Below are 17,307 nucleotides of genomic sequence, written 5' to 3'. Positions count from 1 at the left end.
CTAAAAATGATTGCTATTTTCGGTATTACAATGGGTTATTTCATTAGCAAAACACTGTATTTCAATATCGTAATGCTCAACATTGATAGCAGAATCAATTATTTTGATAACACGATGACGTATTCTGCTACCGAAACGCCGTATTTCGATACCATTATACTCAACTTCGATAGCACAATCAATCATTTCGACAGGTCAATAAAACATTTTGATAACACAATAATCTACTTCGGTAACAGGCTACGCTATATTGATAGTCAAGTTTCTGACTTTTCCCTTGTCGGCGAACGAATTTTTTTATCTGACCGTCAGAAACCAGCTTTCTACTCAACAAACACACCTAAGCTGACAGCCGACGACCGATAGCTGATAGCTAATACCTACACCTAACACCGTAGAGCTAAAAATAACCTTCAGCTAACATTTAAGTCAAGTAAAATCCCTAATATCGCAGCATGGTAACAAGCGTTTCTTCTTTTTTGCTGGGTATCTCTTTTGCTGTTTTTTTAAGCTTGCCAACCCAAGCACAGGATACCACCCAAAAAGTCGTCCCCAATCGTCAAAATGCTCCGAAGCAACTGGATAAACCCTACGTGATCCTTATTTCTGCAGATGGTTTTCGTTATGATTATACAAAAAAATATCACGCGCAACATTTAAAGCAATTAGCGGAAAAAGGTGTTATGGCCGATGCGCTCATTCCATCCTTTCCTTCTATTACGTTCCCGAATCATTACACCATTGTTACGGGTTTGTACCCTGCGCATCACGGCTTGGTCGGAAATAATATGTATGACCCAAAAATGCGAGCAAGGTATAGCATGTCAAATGCAAAGGCAGTAAAAGATCCAATCTGGTACGGGGGAATTCCCATCTGGACGCTCGCTGAGCAAGAAGGTTTACTAAGTGCCAGCTACTATTGGCCCGGATCTGAAGCGGCAATCGGTGGGATGTTACCCTCTTATTACTATGCTTACAATGATAAGATTCCAATAGAAAAACGCATACAAACTGTCGTAAATTGGTTAACGCTGCCGGAAGAAAAGCGTCCTCATATCATTAATTTTTACTTTCCGCAAGTCGATCATGCCGGTCATCTATACGGTCCTGATGCACCGGAAACTGCGCAGGCAGTGCATTTTGTCGATTCGGCCGTTAACGTACTAAACATGGCTGTGCAACAAACGGGGCTTCCGGTCAATTTTATTTTTGTTTCCGATCATGGTATGAAAGCGATCAAACAGAACGAACCGCTCCAACTTCCTTTTGAGGTAGATACAACAAAAGTAACACTTGCTTCAAACGGAACGCTTGTAAACATCCATGTGAAGGACAAAAAGAACATTCCGCCCCTTTATCAGTCGATCCAAAAGTCAGATAAATTCGACGTCTACCTCAGCGAGGAAGTACCCTCAAGGTATCATTACGGAAAAAAAGATGATCAATATCAACGAATAGGAGATATCCTATTATTTGCAAAAGCTCCTTACTATTTTTCCAACAAAAAGCCACATCCTGGGGCTCACGGATTTGATCCTTATGAAACACGCGAAATGCAAGCGACTTTTATCGCCTGGGGGCCCGCTTTCAAAGAAGGCTTGAAAATAGGCGCATTCGAAAATGTTGATATCTATCCATTATTGGCTAAGCTATTGGGTTTGACGTACAAACATCGTATCGATGGAAATGATAAAATAGCGAAAAAGATTCTGAAATAATACCAACACAACGAGCAGCAAAACATCTTTTGCACGCAAGCAAATTGAAGAAGCGAAACGGCTTCAATACTATTAATTATCATCGGTTTTTATTAATAGAACAAGTACCATTATCTTCCGTCAATTTCTCTACTAAAACTTGAAGTAGCTCTTTAATATTGACGAGTTCATCCTTAAGCTCCTCCAATTTAGGAGAATGCTCTTCTAAAGTATTGGTTTCAGGTATCAGATTCTGCCAAACTGCATCTTCTTTCAGATCCCCGTTTAAGCCCATAAGCTCTTCACTCGTCATAGCATAAAGTGTACCGATCGACTTCGCCTGCTCGATCGTCAAACGTGCTTCACCCAATTCCAGCTGCTCATATTCCTGCCTCGTTATTTTTAATTTATAAGCGACGTAAGCGCTGGAAAAATCATTGGCATAGCGTAAAAATTTTAATTTCTCATGTAGTTCCATATGTTTAGGTTTTTATACGAATAAGCCTGTTGTCCGTAAGAGATAAATCTCCATTGAAACATCAACTTATCACATTTGCTTATCATTGGTTGCAATACGAATGTTTTTTCGCTACAAAAATAGAGAAAAAACATCTGTTTGCAAATACTTTAACACCCTAATTGTTCTTAAGCTAAATTTATGGCAAATAAAGGAGAATACAAAACTTGACAGCACTGGGATTATATTTGGCTAAACGATCAATCAATAAGGCGGAGGTTGCGAGAAAAACCGGTTTAAGTACCTACCGACTGAGTCAACTCTCCATCAACCCTAAGACGCATATACGAATTGATGAACTATACCTTATTGCGCTGGCCATAGGTGTTAAACCCGGCGAAATGTTCGAGGAATTATGCCAAGATCTTAAACTTAAAAGCGAATTGTAATCCCGCTAAATAGGTTTCATAGGCGCGCTTCCTTCAGGTCCCATTCACCTCCTATTCGCTATATATACACGATATATCCGCCTTTACCTGTTATTTAGTGGGTTTTTAGCGACTAAATGGCGAGTGGGTAGTGACTTAAGCTTGGGTGAAAGAGGGGGAAGAGATTCGATAATGAGGGGGTACAAATATACTGATCTTCCGTTTTCTTTCTTCTTTCATACTAATTTTTTTAGTACCTTTGCTTCCCATGGAATATGCGATTGTTGATATCGAAACAACGGGTGGACATGCGGCCGGTAATGGTATTACCGAAATCGCCATTTGCATCCATGACGGTACACGTGTGCGAAGTACTTACGAAACACTGGTCAACCCTCAAGCAAATATTCCCTTGTATATTACCGCCTTAACCGGCATTAGCAATGAGATGGTAGCGAATGCGCCGACTTTCTCAGCGATTGCCGATAGGATTTACCAGCTTCTAGAAGGCCGAATATTCGTTGCGCATAATGTGAACTTTGATTATTCTTTTGTTAAGCATCATTTGTCTTTTTGTGGCTACAACTGGAATGCACCAAAATTGTGTACCGTCAGATTAAGTCGTAAAGTATTACCTGGATTTACCTCCTATAGCCTGGGCAAACTTTGCCAACAATTGAATATCTCCATAACCAATCGACATCGCGCGGGGGGAGATGCTAATGCTACAAGTATTTTGTTTTCCATGCTGCTCGAAAAGGGTTATGACACCATACAAGCTATGCTTAAAAGAGCGTCGAAGGAACAAGCCCTGCCACCTAATTTGCCGAAGGAAAATTTTGAACGCTTACCACTTACGCCCGGTGTCTACTACTTCAAAGATCAAAAAGGAAGAGTGGTTTACGTGGGAAAAGCAAAAAATATCAAGAAGCGTGTATCCGCTCATTTTTCGGGCCAAAACCCGAATCCGCAGCGTCAAAATTTTATGCGGAGTATACATGATATTGATTTTGTCAGTTGCGGAACCGAATTAATGGCCTTTTTGTTGGAGGCAGTCGAAATTAAAAGACTATGGCCTGAAAACAACCGCGCCCTTAAACGCTTTGAACCCAAGTATGGCCTTTATATTTACGAAGATCAAAAGGGCTATATGCGTCTGGCTATTAATAAACATCAACGCTTTCAGCAGGCTATTTATAGTTTTGGAAATATAAGTGATGCTTACAACCTGGTAAATAAGTTGATTCAAGATCATCAACTTTGCCCTAAGCTAAGTGGTATCCAAAGGGTACAAGGTGCTTGCTTGAATCATATAAATGGTAGCTGTTTGGGGGCTTGCATAGGGGAGGAGGGTAGAGATGCCTATAACGAACGAATATATACTGCTTTAGACAATTTGGAACAAAGGTTGCCTTCCTTCGTACTCCTTGATAAAGGCCGCACAGAAGACGAACAAAGTTGCATCTGGGTGGAAAAAGGCAAACTCTATGGAATGGGTTATATTGCTTATGAAAGCGATATCAACCGCCCTGAAGAGATGAAAGACACCTTAACCCCCTATCCATCCAACGACTATATGATGCACCTCATTATGAGCTATGCCAACCAACATCCCAAGCTCATTCATCGATTAGTGGAAGGGAGAGTAGTTGAATAGGGAAATAGTTAAGAGTTGAGTGAAACGTACAATTAAACTACTCAACTATTCTACAAATCAACTACCCAATAGGATTATCCCGGATAGGTAATTTGGCAAATTTCTCGACTTCAATGGTTGGTACACCAAAATCTACTACAACTTTACCTAACAGGAGATAACAGCCATAACCCCTAAATGGATAAACAGGGGTACGATTCGGAAAATGTGTTGTATCAAAGAAGTTTCCATCGACATCTAAAAATGTACCAAACCACATTTTACGTTGCGTCTTGGTATGAACGGTTTTTTCGCATACGTATAAACCAACCATCTTCACCGTTTGACCAACATGGTTTAATAGGTCTTTTGCCACGACATCACCTCGATAGCTCGTCTTCAACATATCAAACGTTGTCAGCGTAACGGGATAACCTAACAAATCAAGCTCTTGATAAGCATCCTCTAAGCACTCATCGGGAAGTTCGGGCATGGTATATTGTTTATTGACTACCTCGAACAACTCCCGGTTCTTTTGCAATTTAACCTGCCCTCCCAAATAGAGATGGCTATCCCATAACAATTCTTTTTTACTGCGCCCCGTGAAACGTAATGCACCGACTTTTATTAAAATAGACAACTGTTCTATACCAATACCCGTTCTCTTAATAAAATCCGGCAAATCGCGAAAGGATCCGTTTAACTTCCGTTCGCGAGGAATTAACCGGATAAATTGCTCGTTTAATCCCTGTATTCCTATTAAACCCAAGTAAACAGCGGAAGCACGGATGCTAACTTTTTCATCGCTATTATTAACGCAAGGCAAGTGAATGGTTGCCCCTGTCTTTTTTAGTTCATGCACATATAACCAACGGGCATAAAATCCTCCATAATTATTCAATACGGCTACCATAAATTCCTGTGGAAAATAAGTTTTCAAGTATAGACTTTGGTAGCTTTCTATCGCAAAGCTAGCAGAGTGGGCTTTGGAAAAGCTATAACCGGCAAAGCTTGAAATTTGACGCCACACTTCTTCGGTGATTGCTTCATCTCGACCAATGGCTTTGGCGCTCAAAAAAAATTTATCGACGAGCTTTTGAAAGGCATCTCGACTTCGATACTTACCACTCATCGCCCGACGCAGCACATCTGCATCTGCTAAATCCAAACCGGCATAATGATAGCATACCTTGATAACATCTTCTTGATAAACCATTACGCCATAGGTTTCTTTCAGTTGCTCTTGCATAACGGGATGTAAATAAACAACTTCATCGGGATGGTGAAAATAGTAGATATAATTTCTCATCATGCCTGAAGAAGCCACGCCCGGCCTTATGATGGAGCTCGCCGCTACGAGCGTCAGGTAATCTTTGCAGCGCAGTTTTTGTAAAAGCTGACGCATCGCAGGTGATTCGATATAAAAACACCCGATACTATCGCTCGAACCCAATCGATGATTGATCTGATCATCTATTAAAAAAGATTTGACGGCATGGATATCAATGATCGCTCCTTTATTTTGTCGAATCAACTCAACAGCTTCTTTTATGTGGCCAATGCCTCGTTGACTGAGAATATCAAACTTATCTAAACCGATGGCCTCAGCGGCATACATATCCCATTGCACTGTCGGCATCGCTTTGGGAGGCAAATCCAAAGCCGTATAAAAGGTAATAGGTTCTTCACTTACCAGCACACCGCCAGCATGAATTGAACGCTGATTCGGCATTCCGTCCATTAACTCGGAAACAGCCTTAATTTTTAAGAAGGTTGGATTTTCTCTGTTAACTGCATCTTGCGTTGGATCGGTAAAGCTATCGATTTCGGTCTTCGGCAAACCGAGAACTTTGCCAACTTCCCGTATTACAGAGCGCCCTTTAAAGGTGCTGATGGTCCCCAACAACCCGGTATATTCAATACCATAGCGTTTTAATAGGTACTCCTGTATTTCCTCCCGCTGATGCCAACTGTAATCAATGTCAAAATCGGGTGGACTGCTTCGTTTTGAATTTAAGAAGCGTTCAAAATATAGATCCAAAGCAATGGGGTCTACATCGGTAATATCTAAACAATAAGCGACTGTGCTGTTGGCTCCTGATCCTCGACCAACATGATAAAAACCGCGACTTCTGGAATAATGAATGACATCCCAGGTAATGAGAAAGTAAGCACAAAAATCCATGGCCTTGATCACGGCAAGTTCAGCCTCTATTTTTTTTCGCGCTTGTGCATGGTCGATGCCGTAACGACGGTGCATCCCTTCCATGGTAAGACGCTCTAACAGCATAGCATCATTGGCCTTGCTATCGGTAAATATTTGCTTATTTCGTCGACCAAATTCATAATCGTCGGTGGAACAATTTGCAAGGAGTTGATGCGCATTTTCTAAAAGATATTCGTAACCACGGTATAGGATCTTCAATTCTTCTAAAGACCGCAAAGATTCTGTTTCTCGACAAATAGCGATTTCACTTACTTTCGTTAACAGGGTATTTTGATCGATTGCCCGTAAATAATGGTGGAGTCTGTATTCCATTTTACCATGAAAGGTGACGGGGTGAAGCGCTACCAGCTTATTTTGCATGATCCTGTTCATTCGGAAGAGTTGACCAAGCTCCTCCGGTCTTATACCGATAAACTCGTGTTCGTTTAATGTATAAGAGGATGCTTGAATCGGATAAATGACATATACATGTTCAAAGGCAGGAGCCTGTTCAGGGAACACTAAACCGCAAAGCTGATGATACGTTAAAAAATCATTCAACTCTTTCATTCCCATTTTGTTACGGGCAATACCTATATAAAGTAAGTGATTCGTATTTCTGAACTCTATCCCAACTATCGGACGTATGCCGGCCAACCGCCCCTTCAAAATAAAATCCATACAAGCTGAAGAGTTATTGATATCAGTCAATACCATAGCTGAAATACCAAGCTTGCACGCCTCCTCAATAAGTACATCCAAATCGATTGTACCGTAGCGTAAACTGTAAGAACTGTGAACATTCAAGTACATAAAGCTACCAATCCAATTGTAAGGAAGACGCCAAGCCAATGGCGTCTTCCCCGTACCGGTTACGTACTTTGTCCATCACTTGATAGAGACTATAATGCTTCTCAGAAGTAGAATAAAGCTGAATCTGCTCGTGGCCTCCAACTAAATGAGATAATTTAACTCCGACTAAGCGAAGTAACATACGTCGGTTGTACAGCGCTTCAAAAAGCTCCTTCGCTTTCGATATCAGTAGGTGATCCAATGATGTATACGCAATTTTTGCCTGCTTTGTCACCGTTTCAAAGTTGGCATAGCGTATGGTAACAGTAATACACGCGGTTAATTTATGCTTCTGGCGAAGCTCGTAAGCTACACTGGTAACCATCGCCGCTAAAAGTTCTTTAATCGCGTCTATATTCATACTATCCGCTGCAAAGGTACGCTGTGTTCCAATGGATTGCTGTTCACGGTATGGGGTCACCGGTGAGGGATCAATGCCATTTGCGCGCTGCCAAAGGGTCAGACCCGCGTGTCCCATCACTTTAAACATCATCTCGGGTGGGATTTCAATGAGTTTGCGAATATAACGAACGCCCATTTCACTCAACTTAATGTAGGTAGTTGCCCCCAAACCGGGGATTTTTTTTATCGAAAGAGGATCCATAAAAGATCGTATGAAAGCCGATTGCACCTCCTGCTCTCCATTTGGTTTGCACTCGTTCGTCGCCATCTTGGATACGGTTTTATTAATAGATAAACCAAAAGATATGGGCAATCCCGTTTCTTTTATAATCAATTGGCGCAATTCATGCGCATATTTCATACAGCCGAAGAAACGATCCATGCCAGTCAAGTCAATATAGTGTTCATCAATACTGGCCTTTTCGAACAAAGGCACTTTATCTGACAAAATTGCGGTGATTTCCTGTGAAGCTTTCGTATAATCATCCATATTACCTTTTATGAAGACGGCATGCGGGCAAAGCTGTTTGGCCATACGGGCAGGCATAGCTGCATGTACCCCAAATTTACGTGCTTCATAGCTACAAGAGGTTACTACACCACGGTCGGAAGTACCACCAATAATAACGGGCTTACCGATCAAATTACTGTTTTTACGCATCTCAACTGATACAAAAAAAGCATCCTGATCCATATGGATGATATGCGTATCGTGCCTCATCTTGAAAATTTTAGGAAACAAATATATGCTAATATTTTTAGTATTTAAAAATTGTTTCTGATCATTAAACTAACATATTCATTACAAAACCCTCTTTTTTATAAAAAAAAGGAAGATCACTCGAATGGCCGCTTCGCTTTTAACAAAAATTCCTTACATTTCCGCTGCAATCAGCAAAACTATATTTAACTAAATTTTTTATATGGATCTATCAAAAGAGCAGTTCATTGAGGATATTAAAAAACGAAATACCGGGGAAGCCGAATTTTTGCAAGCAGTTGCAGAGGTTGCTGAAACCATTGTTCCCTTTCTACAAAAACATCCAAAGTACCGGAATGCGAAAATATTGGAGCGTATAGCCGAACCGGAACGGATGATTATTTTTCGGGTGCCTTGGTTAAATGACCGTGGTGAAGTGGAAATAAATCGTGGTTTTCGTGTACAAATGAATAGCGCAATTGGCCCTTATAAAGGGGGATTACGCTTTCACAGTTCGGTTAATTTAAGTGTCTTGAAATTTCTGGCTTTTGAACAGGTCTTTAAAAATAGTTTAACAGGTTTACCGATGGGAGGCGGAAAAGGCGGGTCGGATTTTGATCCTAAAGGGAGGTCGGATAATGAGGTTATGAAATTTTGTCAGAGCTTCATGACAGAACTTTACCGACATGTTGGTGCTGATATCGATATACCTGCCGGTGATATTGGGGTTGGTGCCCGAGAAATAGGTTATCTCTTTGGTCAATACAAGCGCATTAAGGGCGAATTTACGGGTGTACTTACCGGTAAAGGTTTTGAATGGGGCGGCAGTCAAATTCGACCGGAAGCTACCGGTTATGGACTGGTTTATTTTGTGGAAGAAATTCTGAAGCAGCAAAAAATGGAAATAAAAGGCAAAACAGTGGTTATTTCAGGCGCCGGAAATGTCGCACAATTTGCCGCGGAAAAATGTATTGAGGAAGGAGCGAAAGTGCTCACACTGTCCGATTCAAATGGGTACGTGTACAATAAAAATGGTATTGATCTGGCCGGTTTAGCTTATATTAAGGAGCTAAAAAACAAAGATCGAGGCAGAATCAGTGAATATGCTGAAAAATTCGGTTGCGAATACCATCCGGACAAAAAACCTTGGCGTGTAAAATGTGACATCGCTTTACCCAATGCAACGCAAAATGAATTGGATGAACAGGACGCAAAGGAACTGGCTAAAAATGGCTGCATTTGTGTTGCAGAAGGCGCCAATATGCCGTGCACACCGGCAGCGATCGCGGTATTCAATAAAGAGCATATTTATTTTGCCCCCGGCAAAGCCGCTAATGCGGGAGGCGTAGCTGTGTCAGGACTTGAGATGTCGCAAAATTCTTTACGCTATGCCTGGACGCGCAAAGAAGTAGATGAACGTCTTAAACAAATTATGCATGATATACATGCCATATGCGTCAGATATGGAAAAGAAAAAGATGGTTACGTCAATTACGAGAAGGGGGCAAATATCGGTGGGTTTGTTAAAATCGCAGATGCGATGCTTGCGCAGGGTCTGGTTTAATGATGACTGACAAAATGACCTAAAAAATGGAGGCGCCGATCTAAAACTTTAAATTTCGGCGCCTTATAAAACCTTAGTATTCATCTTCATTGAAAAGGAAATCGTCTTTAGTAGGATAATCAGGCCATACTTCCTCAATACTCTCATAGGCCTCACCATCGTCTTCCATTTCATTCAGATTCTCCAATACGCCCTCTGGTGCACCGGAACGAATAGCATAATCAATTAATTCATCCTTTGTTGCCGGCCATGGTGCATCTTCTAGATGCGATGCCAATTCTAGTGTCCAATACATAATTCTTCCTTAATACTTTTATACAAAATTTTTGTCATAAAATCAAAACGCATTAAACAAAAACTGAACCAAAAGCGAATTAAATGCGTTTTTTTGACATACTCCAAAAATATTGGCCCGAATATAAGATTTTGGAAACAATTTTAAAAGCATTATTAATAACAAACTTAACACAATTCCAGCTGTTATTTTCCTATATGAAATTGTAATAAATAAGATATGAGAGCAATATGGACAGGCGCTATTGGTTTCGGCTTGGTGAATATCCCTGTAAAGTTATTTAGTGCAACCGAAACAAGTCGACTTGATTTCGACATGTTGGATCGGAAGGACCATTCCAGAATTCGTTATCAACGGGTAAATGAAAATACCGGGAAAGAAGTAGCTTGGGAAAACATTGTTAAGGGCTATATGCTGAATGACCAATATGTTATATTGGAAGATACCGATTTCGAGGAGGCAAGTCCGGAAAAAAACAAAATGATCAATATTCAATCCTTTGTAAAGGAAAAGGAAGTGGATAGTATGTATTTTGAAACTCCCTATTATATTGAACCCCAAAAAGGTGGTCAAAAAGCCTACTATTTACTTGTGAGAGCGCTTGACAAGGCCGATATGGTTGGACTCGCAACCTTCGTCATGCGTGCAGGCGAAAATCTCTGTATGATACGGGCAAAAGAAAATATGCTCATCCTTAACAAACTTCGATTTGAGCAAGAAATACGTTCGCCTGAGGAATTGAACATCCCTCAAAACATAAAACTGACTAAAGCGGAAGTTGATATGGCCCTCGAATTGGTCAATAGGCATAGCGCTTCTTTCGATGTTTCTGCTTATAAAGATGAATATACGGACGAGCTTCTCAAGATCATTAAGGACCGGGCAAAAGGTAAACGACCGAAGGTGCGAAAGATGAAGGTAAAGACCACCGGGACCAACGACTTACTGGAAAAATTAAAAGCTAGTTTGGGGTAGGTTGAATAGTTAAATGGTTAAGTTGGGTAATTAGCCGATGTGATAATGGAGCCTGTGCAAGCTTAAAGCCCGATTCCTTTACTACAGCAACAACGTATCAATACGATGCGCGTGAACCATTTGCAGCGTTTCGGACCAAACAAAAACTGTAAAAAGTCCATCCTGCGAAGCAACCAAGGCCATCGATTCCTTTTGATCATGTACAAATTGTGCTGCCGCCAAATGTCGTGTACCACCTATTTTTACCGGATCAAGAATCTCAGCTTCCTGTCCTGCTACTGGCTCGGTGATAAGTACTTTAGGCACGGGTGGGTTCTTGGCGGCACGTGCAACTTTTGCGCCAAAGGCCAATAATTCATAATTTCTTGTTATAATGGTAGCGCCGTCTATAGCAGTAAACCCACCTATCACATCAATTGTTTTTAAAACATCTTCCCGGGAAACGCTCTCTTGCCCGTCCTCTGCTTGCTTGGTTATCAAGTCGCCCAATGCACAGTATATGGGATCTATGGAATAACCAATGGGATGTACAATAGACTCTTTCCAGTCGTCCCGATGGGCGGGCACTACCAATAATAAACCGCCCCGACCGTGCCTGCGCATCGCAACGGCAAGTTCTACCAATATATTAACGGAATCATCAATAAAATCCGGTAGGGGCATACCTAGTAAAGAGGCAAGCAAATCGGGATAGCCGTTTAAGGTTAAATTACGCTCGTCTATCATTTTTATTTGATCGCCTTTCAAAACGGCGATATTTACAAATTTCCCGTAACCTTCGTGTCTTTTGTGCTTTACCACCAAAAGTCCGGGCTCGATCACTTCCAAAACCAAACACCATTCGGATATATCATGTGTGGTCCCCCAAATAAAAAGATTGTCTTCTTCTTGCCAAATGCCCAAATGAATACTGGGCTGGATAACGGCAGGAGAGAGCTTCACCAAATTGTGGGGCGTAAATCGTACCGGATTAGCAAACCTTAAGGGTTGTACGACTTGATCCGGGGCCATTAAAACAATTGAAATTTTTGGCGAGTAACCTTCTTCCCTTCGTAAACTCGCCCAAAATGCCGAATCAATAATCGCCTCAATGATATTAGCCTTTGGAAGATCGTGTTTTCTCGATGCCTTCATTTGATGATTAGCCTGTTCGGCAAAATACGTTTCCAATGTTCCGGAAATCATTTTCGCCGCGAGATAGGTGGTTTCAGAAATCATATTCAAACTTAGCTAATTTTTAGTGAGTATCGAATAGTGACTTGTTACTTAAGTTAATAAGAAGAACGTTTTAGCTGATTTTTCATTTAATATTATTGTTCTTTATCCTTGAACCAAACAATCAAGGCTCTGTAGGCTACCATTAAGCGATAAAAAAAATTCTTTTAAAATCATCAAACCAACTATTACATGACCTCATCGTTCTCTTACCTTTTACACAAATAAACACTGCACACAATTTCACAGTAAAGCTGTTATTTTATTTAAACAAGTGAAAAATACAATGGTAAAAAAAATCTTTCACGGGGTATTCACTACCCTCTATATCGGACTATTCATCGCCTGTAGTGGAAATCGTCAAACAAATGATCAAACAGACTCAAATAAACCTGAACGAAAAATTCCTAAAATTGATCTTTATTCAGGAAAATATAATACATTTCCTGTCAAAGGGAATGATACAGCCTTAAAAAGTTTCAAAAGACGTTATACCGCACAACAGCAGCATATCATTTTGGCCTTAAATCGAGTGGATTTCAATAATTTCAACAAGGTGGATTCGCTGATAATTCCAGATTCAGTACAAACTGACATCAACAGCTATACCCCTTTTCCGCTAGCGTTAAAAGATCTTGATTCCGTGGATAAAATAGTATTTTTTGCTTACCCGATTCAAGCCTTTGCGGCTTATGAAAATGGACATTTGGTACATTGGGGTCCAAGCAGCATGGGAAGTAAGATACATCCGACTAAAACAGGACTTTCATTTACTAATTGGAAGGCCGAGGAACATGTGAGTACCGCAGATGACGAATGGCTCCTTCGATGGAACTTCAACATCCGAAATAAGGAGGGTATTGGCTGGCATCAATATACCATGCCCGGATATCCGGCCTCACATTCTTGTTTACGCTTATTGGAAAATGATGCGAAATGGCTTTATGATTGGGCTGAACAATGGATAGTGGAGAAAGACATGCATGTATTGGCGGAAGGAACACCGGTTATCGTTTTTGGTACATACAATTATGAAGGGGAAAAACCTTGGTTTAAATTATTGAAAGATCCGAAAGCGAATAATATAGGAGAGGATCAGCTCACAAAAGAGTTTAAACCGCAATTGAAAAAGATCCTCGACGAGCAGGAAAATAGGAAGCAAGTAGTGGCCTCTCAACGAGATTCTATTTAAACGGTGCTTCTTCATTGTATATTTTATGCTAATTTTATTATGAGCATTTCTCTTGATCATTTTCTATAAAACAAATGATATATTTAGCCTCCTATAACGAACATAGCATATAATAACATGAATTGGATTCCTAATCCCGATCGATACAAACACATGGTGTACAATAGTTGTGGACGCAGTGGTTTGAAATTACCTGCCATCTCTTTAGGTCTTTGGCATAATTTCGGCGATGACACACCCCATCAAACTAAAAGGGTCATTTGCCAAACCGCTTTTGATCTCGGCATTACCCATTTTGACCTAGCAAATAATTACGGACCGCCTGCAGGAAGTGCAGAACTTGCTTTTGGACGGATTCTTAAAGAAGATTTTAATGGTCTTCGCGATGAGCTGATTATATCATCTAAAGCTGGCTATGATATGTGGCCGGGCCCTTATGGAGAATGGGGTAGCCGGAAATACCTCATTGCGAGCTGTGATCAGAGCTTGAAACGTATGGGTTTGGATTATGTCGATATCTTCTATTCGCATCGTTTTGATCCGAATACACCGTTAGAGGAAACCATGATGGCGCTTGATCATATTGTGCGTTCAGGAAGGGCACTTTATGTCGGTATTTCCTCTTATAACGCCCAAAGGACACGCGAAGCGGCGGCTATCTTGCGTGAACTGGGAACACCTTGTCTAATCCACCAACCAAGTTATTCTTTGTTAAATCGCTGGATCGAAGAGGATGGCTTACTGGAAGCCTTAGAAGATACCGGAATGGGTTCCATCGTATTTTCGCCTTTGGCACAAGGCATGCTCACAACAAAATACTTAAAGGATATTCCGAAAGATAGCCGGGCAACTCAACATAAGTCGCTCAATCCCGACTTCCTAAGTGAACGTAATCTGGCCAATATACGGTCGCTGAATGACATTGCCGCTGCTCGTGGACAAACACTGGCTCAAATGGCAATCGCCTGGGTATTAAGAAAAAGTGAAGTCACGTCTGCCTTAATCGGCGCCAGTAAACCAGAACAAGTGATTGATTGTGCGGGTGCCATTGAAAACCTTCATTTTACGGAAGATGAGCTGACAGCAATTGATCGCTATGCTCAAGATGGCTCAATTAACATTTGGGCTAAATCCGCAGAATTGGAGTAAGCTATTGGTTGAGTGGTTATAATAGTTAAGTAGTCATAATGGTAATCAACCATTGAACTACCCGACTATTTAACTACTCAACCACTCGACTCCCAACTAATTCGGATGTTTCCCTAAATCGGGAGTAAATTTCCATATATCGTCAAAAGGTGTACTACCACTTCTCCCACCGGCAACATAGCCTACACCTCCTGAAGAAAATCCGACAGCTTGTTGCCTCGAAGAGGCACCATCAATTGTAAAATCATCGTGTTCAATCCAATAATCAACCGAAGGATCGTATCGCCAAGTGGAACTCAGAATGGAACTATTTGTTCCACCAGTGATAAAACCGTAACTTCCAATGACGAAAACCGCTGGAAAATTCCGACGCAAATCATACGTATAATCGTCCGTCCTACCACTAAGTGGTTGTTTGGTAGTCCAAGTCTGCCCATCGAAAGCATAAAAGCTAGAAACATAAGCTTTATTATTGGTTCCACCACCTAAATAGGCAACATTGTTTATTACAAAACTAAAAGAAAAGCTCCTTTTTTCAGGTGCACTGCTCACTTTTGTCCAACTGTTACTACTGGGCGAATAGGTATAAAAGTCATTGTAATCTTGTGCATCAACATCTTGCCCGCAGCCAACATATGGTGTATTATTGATCACGAAACTCACCGCACCATAACGGGCTATGCCTGGAAAAGGTGCGATCGCTGTCCAACTGTCCTGCTGCGGATCATACTCGTAGAAGTCGTTAAACATTTTCGTTCCGTTTGTACCCAAACCTACATAACCCTTCCCGTTCATGGCAAAGGCTACCGCATTGTTACGAGCCTCTCCGGGAAAATTGGCTTTATCTGTCCACGTCGCCGTTCCTACATTATAAACCCATGTATCATTAAATCGAGTGCTGCTGGTTCCATAACCCGTTGTAATATAAACATCCTCATTGATGATAAAACTGGCTGCACCGCTCCGGGGGAGTCCGTCAAAATCAACACCGCGTGCCCATTCTTCATCATCGTCATCTTCCTGATCTTTACTACATGCAGCCGCTGTAATCAATACAAGGAACATTAGGGTCAATTTAATAAATCTAGTCTTCATTTTTATTAGTATTTAGTATATAAGATGCGAAGTTTAATCGGCAAGCTATCATCACTTTTCGCTATCAGCAAGCGATCAGCTTTCGTCAGTAAATCACTCACCGGTATCGTCAGATACAAGGAGCTTTTCGTATCCTCCATTGCTCCTCGGTAGTTACTCACATATTCGGTGAGGTTAAAAGTGTAGGTAGAATTGCGCGTACCACCACTTAAATCGTTCACTAAATAAGCCGCTTGCGTTGTCGTTTCATAGCTCGCTGTTAGCAGAGATTTGGGTACACCATGTTCATCAGCCAGCATTATATTAAGTGTTGATGGCGCTGTATAGGGCGTATGTGAACTTGGCGGAGTTTCGATCGTGAGCTCGGCTTTGTTAATAATGACATCGTTTCGGTTAACAAATTCATGGAGGTAAGGAAACTGAATTTTGGTAACCAGACCGCTCAGTCCCTGCAGCATAACTTGTTGCTTTGTTTGATCACTCGATAATTCACCTTCTGCATCAGGCTTTAGTGCACTTAAAAGGCTTTGGCTGCGATCAATTTGAAGGCTGTTGAACTGATGGGTCGTATCATCAACCTTCATTTGCAAGTTTTCCTGTACCTTTTTACCATCTGCAGTTCGCGTATAGGAATAATAGATATTCATTAAAATAGAATCGGTCGGAAAGGCCGTTAGGGCAGGTGTTTTTCCGCTTGGAATCAAAACAAAACCCTTTATGTATTCCAAAAACTCTTCGGAGTTGGTCACCTGATTACTCCCACTTTTCACTTTTGTCCATAAGTCTTCACCAAACATCTGATTCAGCTTAACGAATACTGTATCTGTTTTACTCGTAGGCTTAGGTTTAAAACTAATTGCGCCTAATGGATTCGTATCATAACGGAAGGTGTTGTTTGTAAATAAAGTAGAACCGCTACCAAACACCGGTTTTTCATCCTCCTCCCATGCATTGGATTCATCAATTAGTTTGATTTCCTCTGTTACTTGATGAAGGGTAAAAGATTGCGTCAAACTTGTATCACCATAATAATAACCTTGATAAGGTAAAGCGAGCGATATGGAATCGAAAACAGCGTCATCGGGTAATGTTACACTACTAATAGCCGAATTTCCGATCCGAAAATAACTCGAAGCTTTTAAGTTGCCGGTTGCCTCGTCCGTCATTTCGCCGACAAGCATGATTCCCTTACCATTAGCTGGTAACGGATCTAGCTGGTAGGTGGCTGTGCGAACGGTAATGCTGTCAGCAATCTCAGCACCTATGTTATCATTGGTATTATTTAAGCTAATAGTACCTTCTTTCGTACAGGAACTCATAAAAAAGAAGATCAGTAAAGAAGAAATCATAAGCTTCATCCCTAAAAGCCAAAGAAAATGGCGTTTACTTTTTTTGGGTTTGGGTATTGTTCGTATCATAAATCGACTGATTATCAAATCAAAAA

The 17,307-nt window shown here is 41.0% G+C and carries 15 protein-coding genes; 8 read left to right on the top strand and 7 right to left on the bottom strand.

Annotated features, from left to right (window positions below; genetic code table 11):
* Positions 1–6: 6 nt before the first annotated feature.
* Both RYH73_RS22645 and RYH73_RS22640 read left to right on the top strand, forming a co-directional pair.
* Positions 7–366 (top strand): hypothetical protein, encoded by a 360-nt coding sequence (locus tag RYH73_RS22645; protein WP_335315769.1) that lies wholly within the window; start codon positions 7–9, stop codon positions 364–366.
* An 89-nt stretch (positions 367–455) separates the two neighbouring features.
* Complete coding sequence (locus tag RYH73_RS22640; RefSeq protein WP_335315768.1) at positions 456–1,718, top strand: alkaline phosphatase family protein; 1,263 nt, start codon at positions 456–458, stop codon at positions 1,716–1,718.
* Positions 1,719–1,797: 79 nt separating this feature from the next.
* Here the strand turns inward: RYH73_RS22640 and RYH73_RS22635 are convergent, their stop codons facing one another.
* Positions 1,798–2,175: a hypothetical protein gene (locus RYH73_RS22635; protein WP_335315767.1), complete on the bottom strand. Its 378-nt coding sequence runs from the start codon at positions 2,173–2,175 to the stop codon at positions 1,798–1,800.
* A gap of 206 nt (positions 2,176–2,381) precedes the next feature.
* Between RYH73_RS22635 and RYH73_RS22630 the strand changes: the two genes are divergently transcribed.
* Together RYH73_RS22630 and RYH73_RS22625 are read left to right on the top strand one after the other, a co-directional pair.
* Complete coding sequence (locus RYH73_RS22630; protein ID WP_335315766.1) at positions 2,382–2,603, top strand: helix-turn-helix domain-containing protein; 222 nt, start codon at positions 2,382–2,384, stop codon at positions 2,601–2,603.
* A 247-nt stretch (positions 2,604–2,850) separates the two neighbouring features.
* Positions 2,851–4,239, top strand: coding sequence for an exonuclease domain-containing protein (locus RYH73_RS22625; protein WP_335315765.1), 1,389 nt, complete (start codon positions 2,851–2,853; stop codon positions 4,237–4,239).
* A gap of 61 nt (positions 4,240–4,300) precedes the next feature.
* Here RYH73_RS22625 and dnaE read toward each other — a convergent pair whose 3' ends face one another.
* Positions 4,301–7,237, bottom strand: coding sequence for a DNA polymerase III subunit alpha (dnaE, locus tag RYH73_RS22620; protein WP_335315764.1), 2,937 nt, complete (start codon positions 7,235–7,237; stop codon positions 4,301–4,303).
* Positions 7,238–7,241: 4 nt separating this feature from the next.
* Complete coding sequence (dinB, locus tag RYH73_RS22615) at positions 7,242–8,399, bottom strand: DNA polymerase IV (protein WP_335315763.1); 1,158 nt, start codon at positions 8,397–8,399, stop codon at positions 7,242–7,244.
* Between the two features lie 202 nt (positions 8,400–8,601).
* Here dinB and gdhA point away from each other — a divergent pair, with 202 nt between their 5' ends.
* The gene (gdhA, locus tag RYH73_RS22610; RefSeq protein WP_335315762.1) at positions 8,602–9,942 is read left to right on the top strand and encodes an NADP-specific glutamate dehydrogenase; all 1,341 of its coding nucleotides are present in this window, start codon (positions 8,602–8,604) and stop codon (positions 9,940–9,942) included.
* A gap of 73 nt (positions 9,943–10,015) precedes the next feature.
* Here the strand turns inward: gdhA and RYH73_RS22605 are convergent, their stop codons facing one another.
* Complete coding sequence (locus RYH73_RS22605) at positions 10,016–10,237, bottom strand: DUF2795 domain-containing protein (protein WP_013666684.1); 222 nt, start codon at positions 10,235–10,237, stop codon at positions 10,016–10,018.
* 219 nt (positions 10,238–10,456) lie between these two features.
* Between RYH73_RS22605 and ku the strand changes: the two genes are divergently transcribed.
* A complete protein-coding gene (gene ku / locus RYH73_RS22600) occupies positions 10,457–11,212 on the top strand; it encodes a non-homologous end joining protein Ku (protein ID WP_335315761.1) in 756 nt (251 codons plus the stop codon).
* A gap of 81 nt (positions 11,213–11,293) precedes the next feature.
* Here ku and RYH73_RS22595 read toward each other — a convergent pair whose 3' ends face one another.
* Complete coding sequence (locus tag RYH73_RS22595; protein ID WP_335315786.1) at positions 11,294–12,430, bottom strand: putative sensor domain DACNV-containing protein; 1,137 nt, start codon at positions 12,428–12,430, stop codon at positions 11,294–11,296.
* 283 nt (positions 12,431–12,713) lie between these two features.
* On the opposite strand from RYH73_RS22595, the gene RYH73_RS22590 reads away from it, so the two are divergent.
* Both RYH73_RS22590 and mgrA read left to right on the top strand, forming a co-directional pair.
* Complete coding sequence (locus tag RYH73_RS22590; RefSeq protein WP_335315760.1) at positions 12,714–13,619, top strand: L,D-transpeptidase; 906 nt, start codon at positions 12,714–12,716, stop codon at positions 13,617–13,619.
* 117 nt (positions 13,620–13,736) lie between these two features.
* Entirely contained in the window at positions 13,737–14,768 is a 1,032-nt protein-coding gene (gene mgrA / locus RYH73_RS22585) for an L-glyceraldehyde 3-phosphate reductase (protein ID WP_335315759.1), read from the top strand.
* 96 nt (positions 14,769–14,864) lie between these two features.
* Here mgrA and RYH73_RS22580 read toward each other — a convergent pair whose 3' ends face one another.
* Both RYH73_RS22580 and RYH73_RS22575 read right to left on the bottom strand, forming a co-directional pair.
* On the bottom strand, positions 14,865–15,863 hold the full coding sequence (locus RYH73_RS22580) for a Kelch repeat-containing protein (protein ID WP_335315758.1): 999 nt from the start codon (positions 15,861–15,863) through the stop codon (positions 14,865–14,867).
* 5 nt (positions 15,864–15,868) lie between these two features.
* Positions 15,869–17,281: a DUF4270 family protein gene (locus tag RYH73_RS22575; protein ID WP_335315757.1), complete on the bottom strand. Its 1,413-nt coding sequence runs from the start codon at positions 17,279–17,281 to the stop codon at positions 15,869–15,871.
* Positions 17,282–17,307 lie beyond the last annotated feature (26 nt).

The organism is Olivibacter sp. CPCC 100613 (genome assembly GCF_036959255.1).
Lineage (GTDB): Bacteria > Bacteroidota > Bacteroidia > Sphingobacteriales > Sphingobacteriaceae > Olivibacter.
The sequence above is the reverse complement of the archived record's forward strand: the minus strand, read 5'-3'. Positions and strand labels throughout refer to the sequence as shown.